Genomic DNA, 19090 nt, shown 5'->3' on the forward strand with positions numbered 1-19090 from the left:
CATTTAAAAAGTGGGTCTAGTCGCACTCCTTTTTACTATTTTCAAAATCTTATATCATTTTTTTTAAAAATTTGGTATAATATTCAGCAATACTAAATAATTATAGGAGTTTATATGTCATACGTTTTGGAAGTATTACCAGCCCTTTTGAACGGTGCGGTAGTCACACTTCAAGTATTCTTCATTGTTATCGTACTGTCGATTCCATTAGGGATTGTACTTGCTTTCTTAATGCAGATTAAATTCAAACCTTTAAATTGGTTACTCACCCTTTACGTTTGGATTATGCGTGGAACGCCCCTCCTTTTACAATTGATCTTCGTTTATTATGTTCTTCCGAGTGTAGGAATTGTCTTCGATCGTCTACCAGCTGCTATTCTTGCTTTTACGCTTAACTATGCAGCTTATTTCGCAGAGATTTTCCGTGGAGGAATCTTGGCTATTCCGAAAGGACAATACGAAGCAGCAAAAATGCTTAAACTTAGTCCTTTCCAAACCATCCGCTACATTATCCTTCCTCAGGTAGTCAAGATTGTCTTGCCAAGTATCTTTAACGAGATTATTAACTTGGTTAAGGATTCATCATTGGTTTATGTGCTTGGGGTTGGAGACCTTCTTTTGGAAAGTCGTACCGCTGCGAACCGTGATGCGACCTTAGCACCGATGTTTGTGGCTGGAGCTATCTATCTTATCCTTGTGGGTGTTGTGACTGTGGCTTCGAAAAACATCGAAAAGAAATTCAACTATTATAAATAGGAGACCTTATGTTAGAATTAAAAAATATTTCCAAGCAATTTGGTCAACACAAAATTTTTGATAAGTATAATCTGACAGTAGAAGAAGGAAAAATCTTGGCTATTGTCGGACCATCTGGTGGTGGTAAAACGACTCTCTTGCGTATGCTAGCAGGACTTGAAACCATTGATTCAGGACAAATTATTTATGAAAATGAAGAGATTCCTTTGGATCAGATGGAAAGCCGTAATTTGCTCGGTTTTGTCTTCCAAGATTTCCAACTGTTTCCACATTTAACAGTCTTAGACAATCTAACGCTTTCGCCAATTAAGACGATGGGAATGTCTAAGGAGGATGCTCAGAAAAAAGCTCAAGCTCTGCTTGACCGTTTAGGCCTTGGAGCTCACGGAAATGCTTATCCTTACTCTCTTTCTGGGGGACAAAAACAACGTGTTGCATTTGCGCGTGCTATGATGATTGATCCGAAAATTGTCGGTTATGATGAACCAACATCAGCTCTTGACCCTGAGTTGCGTCAAGAAGTTGAGAAATTGATTTTGCAGAATCGTGAGACTGGGATTACGCAAATCGTTATCACTCACGATATGCAGTTTGCACAGCACATCGCCGATGAGATTGTCACTATCAATCCAAAATAGTGAGGATTTTCCATGAAAAAAATAGTAAAAACGATTTTGCTAGGCTGTCTTGTCATTTTGCCTTTGTTTGCGCTATCGGCTTGTAGCTCGCGCTCACATTTTGCAACTCAGAAAAATCAGTGGCAGACCTATACCAAAGAAAAGAAAATCAAAATTGGTTTTGATGCGACCTTTGTTCCTATGGGGTATGAGGAAAAGGATGGTAGCTATGTTGGTTTTGATATTGATCTTGCTACTGCAGTTTTTAAATTGTATGGTATCGATGTCGAATGGCAGGCTATTGACTGGGATATGAAAGAAACAGAACTGAAGAATGGGACAATTGACCTCATTTGGAATGGTTACTCGGTCACGGATGAGCGTAAGCAGTCTGCAGACTTTACAGTGCCTTATATGGTCAATGAACAAGTACTGGTAACCAAAAAGTCTTCGGGAATTGATTCTGTTGCAGGAATGGCAGGTAAGACCTTAGGTGCCCAAGCAGGCTCTTCCGGTTATGATGCTTTCAATGCTTCTCCGAAGATTTTGAAGGATATCGTGGCCAACCAAAAAGCAGTCCAATATTCGACCTTTACTCAGGCCTTGATTGACCTTGATAGTGGACGTATTGACGGCCTATTGATTGACCGTGTGTATGCTAATTACTACTTAGAAAAATCAGGAGTTCTGGATCAGTATAACGTTATGCCTGCTGGTTACGAGGGTGAAAGCTTTGCTGTAGGTGCTCGTAAGGCAGATAAGACACTGATCAAAAAAATCAATCAAGGATTTAGAACCCTTTATAAAAATGGAGAATTCCAAAAGATTTCTGACAAATGGTTTGGTGAAGATGTTGCCACCGACCAAGTTAAAGGGAAAAAATAGAAGGATAACAACATTCTAGAAGGGATGTTGTTATTTTTTTGTGGAAAATACTTGAAATAAAACAAGTTATATTTTATACTAATGTTAGTTTATAAACTAACGAAAGGGTGAGCATGGGATATTTTGATTATTCAAGAGAACCGCAAAGTGATATTGCTTTTGTAGATATGAAATCTTTCTATGCGAGTGTAGAGTGTGTTGAACGTGGGCTGCACCCTCTTAAGACTTCTCTATGTGTGATGAGCAGGGCTGAAAATGCTAATGGTTTGATATTAGCCTCCTCCCCCATATTTAAGCAGGTTTTTGGCAAGTCAAATGTTAGTCGTTCTTATGACTTACCTTTTGACATTCATTCTCGTAAGTTTCATTATTATAATGCCAAAAAGCAGGGACTTCCAACGGATAGAGATTTTGTAAATTACATCGAATCTTGGGCCAAGGTTACCTTTATCGTTCCTCCTAGAATGGACCTCTATATAAAAAAGAATATCCAAATTCAACACATTTTCCAGAATTATGCCAGTGTTGAAGACATTCTTCCTTATTCCATTGATGAGGGTTTCATTGATCTCACGTCGTCACTGAATTACTTTATTCCCGATAGAACAGTTACAAGAAAAGATAAGTTAGATATGATTTCAGGGCGTATTCAAAGAGATATTTGGAGGGAGACAGGTATTTACTCGACAGTTGGGATGTCTAACAGCAATCCCCTATTGGCTAAGTTAGCTCTTGATAATGAGGCTAAACATACGGCTACTATGAGAGCCAACTGGTCCTATGAAGATGTCGAGACTAAGGTTTGGAATATTCCCCATATGACTGATTTCTGGGGGATTGGTAAGCGGATGGAGAAGCGGCTAAACAAGTTGGGAATTTGCTCCATTCGAGAACTTGCTAATAGCAATCCTGATACTCTTAAAAAGGAGTTAGGTATTGTAGGTTTAGACCTCTTTTTTCATGCTAACGGTATTGATGAGAGTAATGTTCATAAACCTTATAAACCAAAGTCACATGGCTTAGGAAATTCTCAAATCTTACCACGAGACTATGAGCGTCAAGCTGATATTGAATTGATTCTAAGAGAGATGGCGGAGCAGGTAGCCATTAGGTTAAGACGAGCTCATAAGAAAGCTTGTCAAGTTACCATTAGCATTGGATTTTCAAAGTTAGAGGGCAAGCGTTCGCTACAAGCACAGATGAAGATTGAACCTGCTAATAACACAAGGATATTAATAGGACATGTCATTGCACTCTTTAGGAAGAAATATCAAGGAGGGGCTGTTCGAAGTGTGAGTGTCTCTTATGCAAATTTTGTAGATGAAGGGTTTCAAATTCTTTCTTTATTTGATAATCCAGATGACATTGATAAAGAAGAAAGGCTTCAGTCAGCTATAGATAGTATTCGTCAGGAATTTGGCTTTACGACCATTCAAAAAGCGACTTCTTTACAGGGGGCATCTAGGAGTCTTGCTCGAAGTAAGCTTATTGGTGGACACTCGGCTGGGGGATTAGATGGCTTAAAATGATAGACCGTAGTTACCTTCCCTTTCAATCAGCTAGGGAACATAAAGATAGGGGAATGATGAAGTGGATGGGCTTTTTCTTGTCGGAACACACAAGTTCCCTACATGAAGATAAGACTAAAGAAAATCTTACGAGTCATTTGGATGATTTAGAGAAGTTTACTTTATTAAACCAGCTTTATTCAGGTCAATTATTGGGAAATTTCCAGATAAAGGATCAAGGTAGGTGCTGTAGATGTAGTGGCTATGTGGTTGACTTGGATTTTAATCAAGTTACTATAAAATCTTGCAAGCGACATAAATGTATTCTAACAAAGGATATATTAGAAATTAGTTTGGGGGTTGAAAACATAGATGAGGAAGAGAAAAATTTATGATGATAAACTTCAAATTGATTATTTTTCTGCTAGCTATTTAAAATTTGAAGAGGACTTTTATCGCTATTCTGCCATGGATATTCCCTTAACCTTTTTGACGGATGATATTATGAGGGAGATGGCCATCAGTCAAAAGAATTATTTTTTATTAAATAAAGAGAATGCCAGAGATGGACGCAATCATTATTTCCATTTTGAAGTCAGCCTACCGGATTCCAAGACACTTGTGAGACAGTATAGATATCTTGGGAATGATTGAAATATAGCTATATCAGCAGAAAAAATAGTACTTATCGAATTTGTATAGAGACTTTTCAAGAAAGTTTTCGCAAGCTAAGAAAAAATTTATGTAAGCGTTGATATTACCTCTGTAAGTGCTATAATGAAGGTGTTAAAAGTTATCATATGGAGGTAATTAAGATGAGAGCAGTTGTTGTTAATCAAGCAAGCACAGGTGTTGAAGTTGTTGATCATGAAAAACCAGCAGTAGTAGGTCATGGCCAAGCTTTGGTTAAAGTTGAGTACTGTGGCGTTTGTCATACTGACCTTCACGTATCTCATGGAGACTTTGGTCAAGTACCAGGTCGTATACTGGGCCACGAAGGTATTGGTATTGTCGAAGAAGTTGGCGAAGGGGTTGAAACACTTAAAAAAGGTGACCGTGTATCAATCGCTTGGTTCTTCGAAGGATGTGGTTATTGTGAATACTGTACAACTGGTCGTGAAACACTCTGTCGTTCTGTAAAAAATGCTGGTTATAGTGTTGATGGTGGTATGAGTGACTATGCTTTGGTTACCGCCGACTATGCTGTGAAAGTTCCAGAAGGACTTAATCCTGCTCAAGCTTCATCTATTACCTGTGCGGGAGTTACAACATATAAAGCTATTAAAGAAGCTAAAGTTGAACCTGGTCAATGGGTAGCTATTTATGGCGCTGGAGGACTAGGTAACTTGGCTATTCAATATGCTAAGAAAGTTTTCAATGCACGAGTAGTGGCTGTTGATATCAACCAAGATAAACTTGATTTGGCTAAAGAATCTGGTGCTGATTTAGTGGTGAACGGTAAAGAAGTTGAAGATGTAGCAGGCTATATCCAAGAAAAAACTGGCGGTACACACAGTGCTGTTGTAACAGCTGTTTCTAAGGTTGCTTTCAATCAGGCTATCGATAGTGTACGTGCTGGTGGAACAGTCGTTGCGGTTGGTCTCCCATCTGAATATATGGAGCTCTCAATTGTCAAAACAGTTCTAGATGGTATCCGTGTTGTTGGATCTCTTGTAGGTACACGTAAAGACTTAGAAGAAGCCTTCGACTTTGGTGCACAAGGCTTGGTAGTACCAGTTGTTGAAACCGTTCCTGTTGATACAGCGGTGGAAGTCTTTGATCAAATGGAAAAAGGTGAAATTCAAGGACGTAAAGTATTGGATTTCACTAAGTAAGCAAACATCTATCTATGCTATCCTGACTATGTGAAGAGTCGAGTGGTGTAGACTTGCACTGATACCAGAAAGTTACACAAATAATTTAAGTGAAGGATTTAGTTTTCTGCTATATAGGACTAGGTCCTTTAGTTTTACCTTAATTCGTTTGTTGTTGTAATAGGCTCTGACCTTAAAAAGATAGACAAAATTTTATTCATATGAAAAGTAGTAAAAAAGTTATATAATGATTTCGTAAATAAAGAGTTAAAGAATATTATCATTTATAACAAGGAGTATGAAATGGATTCTACCAACTTGGACTCGGAACTATTCATAGAGTTTAAATCACATGGGAAACGATGCCAACTTTTATATATATCCGATAGCCATAGTGAAGGGTTATATGAGATTGTTTCTACTGAACGAGAACGTCTTGCTATGTGGCTTCCTTGGGTGGAAGATATGAAAAGTATTGAAAATGAAAGAGCGTTTATAAAGTATGCACGTGAAAAAATGGAGCGTAATGAGTTATTTATGTTAACAATTTGCGTCAATCAGAAACCAGTAGGGATGATAGATATACATAATATTGATTTACAAAAACATCAAGCCGAAATTGGATATTGGATATCAGAAAAATATGAAAATCAAGGTTTTGTAAAGCAGGGATTAAAAGAATTAATAAAAATCATTCCATCCAAATTTAAAATTGATAAGATTTTGATTTATATAGATGTTGATAATGTTAAAAGTAAGTTTATACCAATCAGTTTAGGTTTTAAAAAGGAAAGCAAAATTTCCCAATTCGAGTTCTATAATGGATCCTATCATGATTTTGAAATTTATGGGCTAAATGTCAATGAAAGCAATATAGCAAATGGTTAAAGTGAAATTTTTACAAATAAATAACAATCTGAGTGTTTTGATTTTCCCCATTGTCTAAGTATGTTGTAAGAGTTAGTACTGAACATCAGAAAAGGAAAAATTTTTCTGACCCCATATCATTGCTTATTGGTTTATTTTTTAAATAAGATATAAAAAATCCCCACCAGAAAGAAATTCTGGTGGGGTATTTGGTGGGGAACCAAATATAATTAATTAGATTTTAGCGTTTTAAAACAATTCAAAATGCTGTTAAATCAATCAAGTCACTTTAAATTAGGTTTATATTTTATTCCCACTCTACTGTTGCAGGTGGTTTACTTGTAATATCGTAGACGATACGGTTAACGTGGTCAACTTCGTTAACGATTCGAACAGAAATCTTTTGAAGAACTTCCCATGGAAGTTTCGCAAAGTCAGCTGTCATACCGTCGATTGAAGTGATAGCACGGATAGCGATAGTGTAGTCGTAAGTACGGCCATCACCCATAACACCGACAGAACGAACGCCTGTGTTAACAGTGAAGTATTGCCATACATCACGATCAAGACCAGCTTTGGCAATTTCTTCACGAAGGATAGCATCAGACTCACGAACGGTTTCAAGTTTCTCTTCAGTAATTTCACCCATAACACGGATGGCAAGTCCTGGTCCTGGGAAAGGTTGACGCCAAACGACTTCATCAGGCATTCCCATTTCAGTACCAAGGGCACGGACTTCATCTTTAAAGAGGGTGTTAAGCGGTTCAATCAATTCAAATTGCATGTCTTCTGGAAGACCACCAACGTTGTGGTGAGATTTGATTGTTTGAGCTGTCTCAGTACCTGATTCAATAATATCAGTATAGAGCGTTCCTTGAGCTAGGAAGTCTACACCTTTAAGTTTGCTTGCTTCGTCATCAAAGACGTAAACAAACTCGTTACCAATGATTTTACGTTTTTTCTCAGGATCATCAACACCAGCCAAGAGGTCTAGGAAGCGTTTAGAAGCATCAACACGGATAATGTTAAGGCCAAATTTACCTCCAAGCATCTCCATAACTTGGTCACCTTCACCTTTACGGAGAAGACCGTGGTCAACGAAGATACATGTCAATTGATCACCAATAGCTTTTTGCAAAAGGACACCAACAACAGATGAGTCAACCCCACCTGAGAGTCCAAGAAGGACTTTACGGTCACCAACTGTTTCACGGATTTGTGCAATTTGCATATCTACGAAGTTAGCCATTGACCAGTCACCTTTGGCACCACAGATACCAAAAGCGAAGTTTTTCAAAATGTCATTACCATATACAGAGTGACGAACTTCTGGGTGGAATTGGATACCATAGAAGTTTTTCTCGGTATCTTCCATCGCGGCGAATGGGCAATCTACTGAGTCACCAACAAGATGGAAACCTTCTGGAATTTCTGTAACTGCATCACCGTGGCTCATCAGAACAACTTGTTCTTCAGGAGTTCCTGCAAAGAGTTCTGATTGGGTACGAAGGCGAAGTGTTGATTGGCCATACTCACGGTTACCTGCTTCACCAGCTGGAACAACTTTACCACCGAGTTTGTGGGTCAAAAGTTGCATTCCGTAACAGATACCAAGAATTGGGATACCAAGCTCGAAAATCTCTTCGTCAATACCAAATGCATCTTCGGCATAAACAGAGTTAGGACCACCAGAAAGTACGATACCGATAGGATTGATGGCACGGACTTCATCAGCGGTAATTTTATGGCTCTTCAATTCAGAGAAAACACCAAATTCACGAATACGACGTGCAATCAGCTGATTGTATTGGCTACCATAGTCTAGAACAATGATTTTCTGCACATCATTCAAAGTAGAAATGTCAGTCATTATTACCCTTTCTTTTTACGTCACACATGGACTCTTTCTTATGCAATCATTGTATCACAAATTTATGGACTTAGCACCTAGATTTATACGAGAAACTGTAAGTATCATACTCATCTTTACAATTCTGTTACTTTTTTTGTAAAATAGGGGTACAGAAGGGGGTATTAGATGTTACCAGCGTATATTCGCATACATGATAAGATTAAGGAAGATGTTGATGATGGTACTTGGAAAATCGGGCAACGTCTCCCTAGCGAGCGAGATCTTTGCGAGACTTTTGATGTGAGTCGTATGACTGTGCGCCAGGCGATAACACTTTTAGTGGATGAGGGGATTTTAGAACGCAAACCAGGCAGTGGAACTTTTGTGGCTAGCAGTCGAGTTAAGGAAAAGATGCGTGGAACTACGAGTTTTACTGAGATTGTCAAATCCCAAGGCAAGAAACCATCTAGTGAGCTTATTTCTTATAAACGTGTACATCCCAATGAATTTGAAATCAAGAATTTAGGTGTTTTACCGCAGTCCTATGTCATTCGTATGGAACGTGTTCGTTTTGCAGACGATCTACCAGTTGCCTATGAGATTGCCAGTATCCCTGAGAAAATTATCCGAGGTTTTAAGGAATCAGAAATTACCGAACACTTCTTCAAGACCTTAACCGATAATGGCTATGAAATAGGGAAAAGTCAGCAGACCATATCAGCAAGTTTGGCCAATAGTAGTTTGGCCAAGCACCTCAAGGTTAAGACTGGCGATGCTCTCTTGAGTCTGACACAAATTTCCTTCCTCCAAGACGGGCAGGCTTTCGAATATGTACGAAGTTACTATGTTGGCGACCGTTTTGAATTTTATTTGGAGAACAATTAACAGTCACGGCTTTTTTCTGCACAAGAATAGTGCTAACACCATGATTTTATGGTAAAATGGAGCTTATGGAAATTGAAAAAACCAATCGCATGAATGCCTTGTTTGAGTTCTATGCAGCCTTGTTAACAGATAAGCAGATGAACTATATTGAGCTATATTATGCAGATGATTATAGTTTGGCAGAAATTGCCGAGGAATTTGGTGTGAGTCGTCAGGCTGTATATGATAACATCAAGCGTACTGAGAAGATTTTAGAAGCTTACGAGATGAAACTACATATGTATTCAGATTACATTGTTCGTAGCCAAATATTTGATGATATCATGGAAAAATACCCAGACGATAGCTATCTTCAGGAACAAATTGCTGTGCTCAGCAGTATCGATAATAGAGATTAGACCCAAGCAGAAAGTAAGAGAGGAAATGATATATGGCTTTTGAAAGCTTAACGGAACGCTTGCAAGGCGTTTTCAAAAATTTAAGACGTAAAGGAAAACTTTCAGAGAAAGAAGTTCAAGAAGTCACTAAAGAGATTCGTCTGGCACTTCTTGAAGCAGACGTAGCCCTACCAGTTGTTAAGACATTCATTAAACGTGTTCGTGAACGTGCTGTAGGTCACGAAATCATTGATACTCTTGATGCTTCGCAACAAATCATCAAGATCGTTAATGAAGAATTGACAGATATTCTTGGGTCTGAAACATCTGAAATTGAGAAATCCCCAAAGATTCCAACAATCATTATGATGGTTGGTCTCCAAGGGGCTGGTAAGACAACCTTTGCTGGTAAATTGGCTAATAAGTTGATCAAGGAACAAGAAGCCCGTCCAATGATGATTGCGGCGGACATCTATCGTCCAGCAGCCATTGATCAATTGAAAACTTTGGGGCAACAAATCAATGTTCCTGTTTTTGATATGGGAACAGAGACACCAGCAGTTGAGATTGTCAAAAATGGTTTGGAACAAGCGCGTGCCAATAAGAATGACTATGTCTTGATTGATACGGCTGGTCGTTTGCAGATTGACGAGACTCTCATGCAAGAGTTGCATGATATCAAGGACTTTGCTCATCCAAACGAAATTCTCTTGGTTGTGGATAGCATGATTGGTCAGGAAGCTGCTAACGTTGCCAAGGAGTTCAACGAACAGCTAGATATCACTGGTGTTGTTCTTACTAAAATTGATGGGGACACACGTGGTGGTGCGGCTCTCTCTATTCGTGAGATTACCGGCAAGCCAATCAAATTTACGGGTACTGGTGAGAAAATTACGGATATCGAGACTTTCCACCCAGACCGTATGTCAAGTCGTATTTTGGGTATGGGTGACCTTCTTACCCTTATCGAAAAAGCTTCTCAAGAGTACGATGAGAAAAAATCTCTTGAGTTGGCTGAAAAGATGCGTGAAAACACCTTTGACTTCAATGACTTCATTGACCAATTAGACCAGGTACAAAATATGGGTCCAATGGAAGATTTGCTTAAGATGTTGCCAGGTATGGCTAACAATCCAGCCTTGGCTAATGTTAAAGTAGATGAAAAGCAAATTGCACGCAAACGTGCCATCGTATCATCTATGACTCCTGAAGAACGTGAAAATCCAGATCTTTTGACACCAAGTCGTCGTCGCCGTATTGCCAATGGTTCAGGGAATACCTTCATCGAAGTAAACAAGTTTATTAAAGACTTCAACCAAGCCAAACAAATGATGCAAGGTGTTATGTCTGGTGATATGGAGCAAATGATGCGTCAAATGGGTCTTAACCCAAATAATTTGCCAAAAAACATGCCAAATATGCCTGATATGGGTAATATGGATATGTCTGCTCTCGAAGGCATGATGGGTGGCGCTGGTATGCCGGATCTTGGAAATATGGATCTTAGCCAAATGCTTGGTGGTGGCCTTAAAGGTAAGGTTGGTTCATTTGCCATGAAACATGCGATGAAGCGTCAAGCTAATAAGATGAAAAAAGCTAAGAAAAAACGTAAATAAGAGACTTAAAACGCTAGGGCATATTGCTCTAGTGTTTTTTTCTGAAAAATATTGACTTATATAACTATACACTGTAATATACTAATGTATATACAGTAAAAAGGAGTAAATTATGAAACCGAAAAAGAGAATTCAAGAAATGACCTTTGCAGCTTTATTAACTGCAATTGCTATCCTTATCCCAAGTATCATGCCAATTAAACTAATCATCCCACCGGCTTCGTATACTTTGGGTAGTCATGTTCCAATATTTCTAGCTATGTTTATATCCCCCTGGGTAACTGCTTTTGTTATCTTAGCTTCTAGTTTGGGATACTTTATGGCTGGCTATCCGATTGTGGTTGTTTTTAGAGCCTTTTCTCATATTATATTTGGCTTTTTAGGCGCACTCTATTTGAAAAAATTTCCACAAACGATAGAAAACCATAAATCATCATTACTTTTCAATTTTGTTTTAGGGCTTATCCATGCTATAGGTGAAGTTCTTGCTTGCGTGATTTTTTATTCCGTAACAGGAGAGGATTTCCAAAAACTGTTCTATGTTCTCTTTGTTTTAGTTGGTTTTGGCACTATTGTCCATAGTATGATAGACTATGTTATAGCATTAACGATTTTCAAAAGTATTCGAAAAATACGCTAATTGAAAGAGGTATGGTTGGTCTATGGCTTCAAATCGAAAACAAGAATTATTGGCACTCTTAAAGGGAGCTAAAGAGGCAATGAATGGACAGAGTTTGGCGGAGCATTTTGGTGTGACACGTCAAATCATTGTTCAAGATATTGCACTCTTGCGTGCAGATGGTGCCCAGATTATTTCAACTAATAGAGGATATATCTATAAAAGTAGCGATGACAATTCTTATGTACGTCGACTGTTTAAGGTGAATCATAAAGTGTCCGATATGGAAGATGAGCTTTTGGCTATTGTTGATAATGGAGGTCGTATTCAAAATATTATGATAGATCATCCAGTTTATGGAGAAATTCAGACTTTGTTGAAATTGACTTGTCGTCGAGATGTTAGGCATTTTTTAGACCAAGCCTCGTCAAATGACTTTCGCCCCTTATCTGATTTAACAAACGGAGTTCATTACCATCTTGTCGAAGCAGATAGTGAGCAAGATATAGATTACATTGAAGAGGCACTTAATCATTTAGGTTTTTTAGTTAAAGAATGATATAGAAGAGAAATGTAAAAGTAGTTAGTTTCACTTGAAAACAGCTGCTTTTTTTGATAAACTTATGTTAGTTTATTAACTTACGGAGGTAGCCATGTTTTCAGGACAAAAACTTAAGGAAATTCGAGAAGCACAAGGAATGAGCCAAGCATCAGTAGCTAAGCATCTAGGAATTTCACGCTCCTCTTATTTTAATTGGGAAAATGGTAAGACGAAACCAAATCAAAAGAATCTATCGGTATTGGCTGAACTTTTTGGCGTGGCTGAGACCTATTTCTTGTCTGAACATGAGATTGTAGAAGTCTACTTGGAATTAAATGAGGAAAATCGTCAAGAAGCTTTGCGACTCACTAAGGCTCTCCTAGAAGAGCAAGAAGCAGAAAAGCAGAAAGCACCTGTTATTCCCCTTTACTCATACAAAGTTTTCGAGCGTTTATCAGCCGGAACTGGTTACACTTACTTTGGTGATGGCAATTATGATGAAGTTTTCTATGATGAAGAATTGGATCATGATTTTGCGTCATGGGTTTTTGGAGACTCTATGGAACCTACCTACCTAAATGGTGAAGTAGTGCTAATCAAACAAACAGGTTTTGATTATGATGGAGCTGTTTATGCTGTAGACTGGGATGGGCAAACCTATATTAAAAAAGTTTATCGAGAGGAAGATGGGCTACGTTTAGTTTCTCTCAATAAACGTTATGGTGATAAGTTCGCACCCTATGACGAAGATCCTCGAATTATTGGTAAAATTGTTGGTAACTTTATGCCTGTTGAGGCTTAGTCAACTTTTATCGATTGGGCATCTTAAACTAAATCTGATATAATATAAGTAAAGTAAAGTAAAGCCAAGTCTTTGGCTTTTTTTAAAGAGTTTAAATCATATTTTACTAAGAAAATAAAGAGGAGAGATAAACATGGCTACTATTCAATGGTTCCCTGGTCACATGTCCAAAGCCCGTCGACAAGTTCAGGAAAATCTTAAGCATGTGGATTTTGTAACAATTTTAGTGGATGCACGTTTGCCACTGTCAAGTCAAAATCCCATGCTGACTAAAATTGTTGGCGATAAACCAAAGCTTTTAATTCTCAATAAGGCTGACCTTGCTGATAGTAATCGTACAAAAGAGTGGCGTAGCTATTTTGAGAGTCAAGGAATTAAAACCTTGGCCATCAACTCCAAGGAACAATCTACAGTTAAATTGGTGACAGACGCTGCTAAGAGTCTTATGGCTGACAAGATTCAACGACTACGTGAACGCGGTATCCAGAAAGAGACCTTGCGAACCATGGTTATTGGGATTCCAAATGCTGGGAAATCTACCTTGATGAATCGTTTGGCTGGTAAAAAAATTGCCGTTGTAGGAAATAAACCTGGTGTGACAAAAGGTCAACAGTGGTTGAAGTCAAATAAGGACTTGGAAATTCTGGATACTCCGGGGATTTTGTGGCCTAAGTTTGAAGATGAATTGGTCGGTTTGAAACTTGCTTTGACCGGTGCCATCAAGGACCAGCTCTTGCCAATGGATGAAGTTACAATTTTTGGACTTAACTATTTTAAAACTTACTATCCTGAACGTTTAGAGGAACGCTTTAAAGGGATTGACCTTGAAGAAGAGGCACCAGAAATCATTATGGAAATGACTCGAAAACTTGGCTTCCGTGAAGATTATGACCGTTTCTATAATCTATTTGTCAAAGAAGTTCGTGATGGAAAACTAGGACGTTACACACTTGATATTGTTGGGGTCGATACTGATGGCGACAATTAAAGAAGTCAAAGAGCAATTGGCCATTTTGACAGACCTTGACGATCACCGATGGGCAAGTTTTGAGGAAGATAGTCGAGCTGGTGTACAGACTGCCATTAAGCAACGCCGTAAAGCTATACAAGCTGAGATTGCTGAGGAAGAACGCTTAGAGATGATGCTCAGTTATGAAAAATCGCTTTATGCTCAGGGAGTTGAACTCATTGCAGGTGTTGATGAAGTTGGACGTGGCCCTTTGGCTGGGCCAGTGGTAGCTGCAGCGGTGATTTTACCAAAGCTTTGCAAAATAAAAGGTCTCAATGACAGTAAAAAAATACCAAAATCAAAACATGAAGCTATTTATAAGCAGGTGATGAAGGAAGCGGTAGCTGTTGGAATTGGTATAAAGGACAATCATGTGATTGACGATGTCAATATTTATGAAGCAACCAAGCTTGCTATGGCTGAAGCTATTGAAAAACTGAGTTCCAAACCAGAACATTTGTTAATTGATGCCATGAGCTTGGACCTACCAATAGGACAAACATCAATCATAAAAGGGGATGCTAATTCTTTATCAATTGCGGCAGCTTCTATCGTAGCAAAGGTAACCCGTGATAAGATGATGGCTGATTATGATCAGGAGTTCCCTGGCTACGCCTTTGACCAAAATGCAGGCTATGGCACCAAAAATCATCTGTCTGGCATAGATAAATTTGGTGTTACACCAATTCATAGAAGAAGTTTCGAACCAATAAAGTCAATCATTAAAAAGTAGGTGAAGTGGCGTGATTTTAGCTATTGATATTGGAGGGACCTTTATCAAGTTTGGGTTAGTTGATGATGATTTTAGAATTAGCAACCAATCTAAAGTGCCGACACCATCGTCCCTAGATAATTTCTGGATAACTTTAGAGAGTATTATTTCATCATTTAAGAATGGTATTTCTGGTATTGCCATTGCATGCCCGGGCGAAATTAATAGTAAACGAGGTTTTGTTTTCAAGGGTGGTCTTATTCCTTATTTGACAGCCATTCCTCTTGGGACACGCTTGTCCAAAACATTTCAACTGCCTGTAAAGGTTATCAATGATGCTGATGCGGCTGCTTTGGCTGAAGCAAGATATGGTAGCTTACAGGATTTGGATTGTGGTGCTGCCTTGGTTTTAGGTACCGGAGTTGGCTTAGGCATTGTCTCACAGGGAGATTTGTTAACTCCTCTGTCGGTTACCCGATATTTGCGTTCTCCAAGTCCCCAAAGCAAGAGTCAAACGACTCTCCCTTTCCAGTGGACCTTGTTTAAGCAAGCACTGATTAGTCTTGTCGATAATAAAGGTTCTGCGGTAGGTTTCGTTCATGAAGCTAGTCAAATACTTGGTTTAGAACAGGATGATAGTTTAGTAGTTTTCTCGGCTTTAGATGAAAATCACTCTGAACAACTAAAACGTCTATTTAAGGACTATTGTCATGAAATTGCTGTTCTGATTCTTAATTTGCAGAGTTTATTCAAGTTGGATGGAGTTGTTATCGGTGGAGGCATCAGCAGCCAAAATGCTTTGATAGAAGGTATTGTTAATGCTTATGAAGAGTTATTTAATGAAAAGCCAGAATTAGGTTTTGAGCCGATAACAATTCAAGCTTGTCATTTCCATAACGACAGTAACCTACTAGGAGCGGCGTCTTATTTTGCCTCTGAAAATGATTTATAATCACGGAAAGTTCCATAATGGAGCTTTTTTCTTTTCTGTTACGAATAATGAAAAGGAGGTATCTATATGAATAATTTTGAACTTTTTAAACTAAAAGCCGCTGGGTTGACGAATTTGAATATTTTAAATATTTCGGACTATCAAAAGACTCAAGAAAGAAAGTTAAGTTTACGTGATATGGCAGTGGTATCTAAGTCTAAAAATGCAGTTCTCTTTATGGAAAAATACAAGAATTTAGATATTAAGCAGCTTAAGGAAGATTTTCAACGTTTTCCGACCTTATCAATTTTTGATAAGAAGTATCCCATTGAGCTGAAGCATAGCTATAATCCACCTGTCCTCCTCTTTTATCAAGGGAATATTGATTTGCTAAGTAAACCAAAGCTAGCTGTTGTTGGGGCAAGAAAGTGCTCCGAAACAGGCAAACAGTCTGTTCGAAAAATTGTTAGTGAACTTGGGAATCACTTTACTATTGTGAGTGGATTGGCGCGTGGGATTGATACTTGTGCGCATATGGAGGCCTTGAAAAATAGGGGGAACACCATTGCAGTTATCGGGACTGGACTTGATGTTTATTATCCTAAAGAAAATAAAGCCTTGCAGGACTATATGGCCAAAAATCATTTAGTTCTTACTGAATATGGACCGGGTGAGCAGCCGCTTAAGTACCACTTTCCTGAACGCAACCGGATTATTTCTGGATTGTGTCAAGGAGTTATGGTTGTAGAAGCTAAGCTTCGGTCTGGAAGTCTGATTACTTGTGAGCGTGCCATGGAAGAAGGTAGAGATGTTTTTGCTATTCCAGGAAATATTTTAGATGGAAAATCAGACGGATGCCATCACTTGATTCAAGAGGGTGCAAAGTGCATCACGACAGGGTTTGACATCCTTTCAGAGTTTTCTTGAAAATCAAAGTTCTCCTATAGAGATAAAGTTTTTTATTGACAGTTAAAGAAAAGGACGGTATCATGTTAGTTGCTCGGTCCAAGATGTTTCATTTTTTAATGTCTTGTGACTAGAATTTAGACAAATTAGTGGCGCAGCCAGTTTATAACAATATAAGGAAATAGTCTATGGCGACAGCAACGACAACAAAAACGAAAACTAAAACAACAAAGAAAACGACAGCCAAAAAGGCGACTAAAAAGAGAGCGACACCAAAGAAAAATTTGGTCATCGTGGAGTCTCCTGCTAAAGCGAAAACGATTGAGAAGTATCTTGGCCGCAACTATAAAGTTGTAGCCTCTGTTGGGCATATCCGTGATTTGAAAAAATCAAGTATGTCTATTGATTTTGAAAACAACTACGAACCTCAGTACATTAATATTCGAGGTAAGGGACCTCTTATCAATGAATTGAAGAAAGAAGCTAAAAAAGCCAAGCAAGTCTTTCTCGCAAGTGACCCGGACCGTGAAGGGGAAGCCATTTCATGGCATTTGTCACATATTCTTGGATTAGAGCCAGATGATAAGAATCGTGTTGTTTTTAACGAAATTACTAAAGACGCAGTAAAAAATGCCTTTGTAGAGCCACGCGCCATTGACATGGACTTGGTAGATGCCCAGCAAGCTCGTCGTGTCTTAGACCGTATTGTGGGTTACTCTATTTCACCGCTTCTATGGAAGAAGGTTAAGAAAGGTCTTTCGGCAGGTCGTGTACAATCAGTAGCGCTTAAGCTTATTATTGACCGTGAAAATGAAATTAAGGCCTTTAAACCAGAAGAATACTGGACTATTGATGGTGCTTTTAAGAAGGGTGCTAAGAAGTTTCAGGCTAGCTTCTATGGTTTGGATGGTAAAAAGCTTAAGCTCAACAATAATGACGATGTTCAAGCCGTTCTCTCTCGTATCACAAGTGATGACTTTAACGTAGATAAAGTAGAGAAAAAAGAACGCCGTCGTAATGCGCCATTGCCATATACTACATCATCTCTCCAACAGGATGCTGCCAATAAGATTAACTTCCGTACACGTAAGACCATGATGGTTGCCCAACAGTTGTATGAAGGGATTAATCTTGGTTCAGGCGCTCAAGGTTTGATTACCTATATGCGTACGGACTCAACACGTATCAGTCCAGTTGCTCAAAACCAGGCTGCTGAATTTATTACGGAACGCTTTGGTTCTAAGTATTCAAAACACGGCAGTAAGGTGAAAAATAGTTCGGGAGCACAAGATGCCCATGAGGCTATTCGTCCGTCAAATGTTTTCCAAACACCAGAAAGCATTGCTAAGTATTTGGATAAGGATCAGCTCAAGCTTTATACTCTTATCTGGAATCGTTTTGTGGCGAGTCAAATGACAGCTGCTGTATTTGATACGATGAAAGTGACCTTGTCTCAGAACGGAGTCATTTTCACTGCAAATGGTAGCCAAATCAAGTTCGATGGTTATATGGCCGTTTACAACGACTCTGATAAGAATAAAATGCTTCCTGATATGGCAGAAGGTGATACGGTTAAGAAGGTTGTGACAACGCCTGAACAACACTTCACGCAACCACCAGCCCGCTATTCTGAAGCGACTCTGATTAAGACGCTGGAAGAAAATGGTGTTGGTCGTCCGTCAACTTATGCACCTACACTTGATGTTATTCAACGTCGTTACTATGTCAAATTAGTAGCTAAACGTTTTGAACCAACAGAACTTGGTGAAATCGTTAATAGCTTAATCGTCGAATTCTTCCCAGACATCGTGGATGTTAAATTCACTGCCGAGATGGAAGGAAAACTCGATAAAGTCGAAATCGGTAAGGAACAGTGGCAGAAGGTTATTGATGAATTCTTCAAACCATTCCAAAAAGAATTGGAAAAAGCTGAAGAAGGTATTGAAAAAATCCAAATCAAGGATGAGCCAGCTGGTTTTGATTGTGACCTCTGTGGTCACCCAATGGTCATCAAACTTGGTCGATACGGTAAGTTCTACGCATGTAGTAACTTCCCAGACTGTCACAATACTAAAGCCATTACCAAAGAAATTGGCGTTACTTGTCCAACTTGTGGTAAAGGTCAGGTCATCGAACGTAAGACAAAACGAAATCGTGTCTTTTATGGCTGTGATCGCTATCCTGACTGTGAATTTACATCGTGGGATATTCCTGTTGGACGTAACTGTCCTAAATCAGGAGATTATCTCGTTGAGAAGAAAGTTCGTGGTGGCGGCAAGCAAGTTATCTGTAGTAACGAAGAGTGTGACTACAAAGAATCTATTGTTAAATAAAGAAAGCTATCTCAAGTTAAGTCTTGGGATAGTTTTTTGTATTTTATCAGAAAAACTGAT

General features: G+C 38.8%; 20 protein-coding genes. 19 read left to right on the forward strand and 1 reads right to left on the reverse strand.

Translation table 11 applies throughout. The features are described 5' to 3' along the window. Positions 1–114 precede the first annotated feature (114 nt). The 8 genes from ADH51_RS07260 to ADH51_RS07295 all read left to right on the forward strand — a co-directional run bounded on the left by ADH51_RS07260 (position 115) and on the right by ADH51_RS07295 (position 6468). On the forward strand, positions 115–756 hold the full coding sequence (locus tag ADH51_RS07260; RefSeq protein ID WP_014634576.1) for an amino acid ABC transporter permease: 642 nt from the start codon (positions 115–117) through the stop codon (positions 754–756). 8 nt (positions 757–764) lie between these two features. Beyond that, positions 765–1394, forward strand: a complete 630-nt coding sequence (locus ADH51_RS07265) for an amino acid ABC transporter ATP-binding protein (protein ID WP_014634575.1) — start codon at positions 765–767, stop codon at positions 1392–1394. Positions 1395–1406: 12 nt separating this feature from the next. After that, a complete protein-coding gene (locus tag ADH51_RS07270; protein ID WP_048675609.1) occupies positions 1407–2258 on the forward strand; it encodes an amino acid ABC transporter substrate-binding protein in 852 nt (283 codons plus the stop codon). 113 nt (positions 2259–2371) lie between these two features. After that, positions 2372–3787 (forward strand): Y-family DNA polymerase, encoded by a 1416-nt coding sequence (locus ADH51_RS07275; RefSeq protein WP_048675612.1) that lies wholly within the window; start codon positions 2372–2374, stop codon positions 3785–3787. Further along, positions 3784–4161 carry a hypothetical protein gene (locus tag ADH51_RS07280; RefSeq protein ID WP_048675615.1) on the forward strand — a complete coding sequence of 126 codons (378 nt, stop codon included), beginning with the start codon at positions 3784–3786 and terminating at the stop codon, positions 4159–4161. Before ADH51_RS07275 ends, ADH51_RS07280 begins: the two co-directional genes overlap by 4 nt. Continuing rightward, a complete protein-coding gene (locus ADH51_RS07285; RefSeq protein ID WP_037600001.1) occupies positions 4139–4420 on the forward strand; it encodes a DUF5960 family protein in 282 nt (93 codons plus the stop codon). Before ADH51_RS07280 ends, ADH51_RS07285 begins: the two co-directional genes overlap by 23 nt. A 161-nt stretch (positions 4421–4581) precedes the next feature. Beyond that, positions 4582–5601, forward strand: coding sequence for an alcohol dehydrogenase AdhP (adhP, locus tag ADH51_RS07290; RefSeq protein ID WP_048675618.1), 1020 nt, complete (start codon positions 4582–4584; stop codon positions 5599–5601). Positions 5602–5883: 282 nt separating this feature from the next. Beyond that, positions 5884–6468 (forward strand): GNAT family N-acetyltransferase, encoded by a 585-nt coding sequence (locus tag ADH51_RS07295; RefSeq protein ID WP_048675622.1) that lies wholly within the window; start codon positions 5884–5886, stop codon positions 6466–6468. Between the two features lie 286 nt (positions 6469–6754). Here the strand turns inward: ADH51_RS07295 and guaA are convergent, their stop codons facing one another. Then, complete coding sequence (guaA, locus tag ADH51_RS07300) at positions 6755–8317, reverse strand: glutamine-hydrolyzing GMP synthase (RefSeq protein WP_037599997.1); 1563 nt, start codon at positions 8315–8317, stop codon at positions 6755–6757. Between the two features lie 168 nt (positions 8318–8485). On the opposite strand from guaA, the gene ADH51_RS07305 reads away from it, so the two are divergent. The 11 genes from ADH51_RS07305 to topA all read left to right on the forward strand — a co-directional run bounded on the left by ADH51_RS07305 (position 8486) and on the right by topA (position 19030). Further along, positions 8486–9184: a GntR family transcriptional regulator gene (locus ADH51_RS07305; protein ID WP_048675625.1), complete on the forward strand. Its 699-nt coding sequence runs from the start codon at positions 8486–8488 to the stop codon at positions 9182–9184. Positions 9185–9249: 65 nt separating this feature from the next. Beyond that, positions 9250–9582 carry a putative DNA-binding protein gene (locus tag ADH51_RS07310; protein WP_002883908.1) on the forward strand — a complete coding sequence of 111 codons (333 nt, stop codon included), beginning with the start codon at positions 9250–9252 and terminating at the stop codon, positions 9580–9582. Positions 9583–9614: 32 nt separating this feature from the next. Then, on the forward strand, positions 9615–11177 hold the full coding sequence (ffh, locus tag ADH51_RS07315) for a signal recognition particle protein (protein ID WP_021144071.1): 1563 nt from the start codon (positions 9615–9617) through the stop codon (positions 11175–11177). 112 nt (positions 11178–11289) lie between these two features. Next, positions 11290–11817, forward strand: coding sequence for an ECF transporter S component (locus tag ADH51_RS07320; RefSeq protein WP_002883896.1), 528 nt, complete (start codon positions 11290–11292; stop codon positions 11815–11817). 22 nt (positions 11818–11839) lie between these two features. Further along, entirely contained in the window at positions 11840–12355 is a 516-nt protein-coding gene (locus tag ADH51_RS07325; RefSeq protein WP_048675628.1) for a transcription repressor NadR, read from the forward strand. A 94-nt stretch (positions 12356–12449) separates the two neighbouring features. Next, positions 12450–13139 (forward strand): XRE family transcriptional regulator, encoded by a 690-nt coding sequence (locus tag ADH51_RS07330; protein WP_048675631.1) that lies wholly within the window; start codon positions 12450–12452, stop codon positions 13137–13139. Positions 13140–13272: 133 nt separating this feature from the next. Continuing rightward, complete coding sequence (gene ylqF / locus ADH51_RS07335; protein ID WP_048675634.1) at positions 13273–14127, forward strand: ribosome biogenesis GTPase YlqF; 855 nt, start codon at positions 13273–13275, stop codon at positions 14125–14127. Beyond that, a complete protein-coding gene (locus ADH51_RS07340; RefSeq protein ID WP_048675637.1) occupies positions 14114–14881 on the forward strand; it encodes a ribonuclease HII in 768 nt (255 codons plus the stop codon). Before ylqF ends, ADH51_RS07340 begins: the two co-directional genes overlap by 14 nt. Positions 14882–14891: 10 nt before the next feature. Beyond that, complete coding sequence (locus tag ADH51_RS07345) at positions 14892–15812, forward strand: ROK family protein (protein WP_048675640.1); 921 nt, start codon at positions 14892–14894, stop codon at positions 15810–15812. Positions 15813–15878: 66 nt separating this feature from the next. Continuing rightward, on the forward strand, positions 15879–16718 hold the full coding sequence (gene dprA, locus ADH51_RS07350; RefSeq protein WP_048675643.1) for a DNA-processing protein DprA: 840 nt from the start codon (positions 15879–15881) through the stop codon (positions 16716–16718). A gap of 167 nt (positions 16719–16885) precedes the next feature. Beyond that, positions 16886–19030 (forward strand): type I DNA topoisomerase, encoded by a 2145-nt coding sequence (gene topA / locus ADH51_RS07355; RefSeq protein ID WP_014633069.1) that lies wholly within the window; start codon positions 16886–16888, stop codon positions 19028–19030. Positions 19031–19090 lie beyond the last annotated feature (60 nt).

The organism is Streptococcus sp. 449_SSPC, assembly GCF_001073005.1.
Classification (GTDB): Bacteria; Bacillota; Bacilli; order Lactobacillales; family Streptococcaceae; genus Streptococcus; species Streptococcus salivarius_F.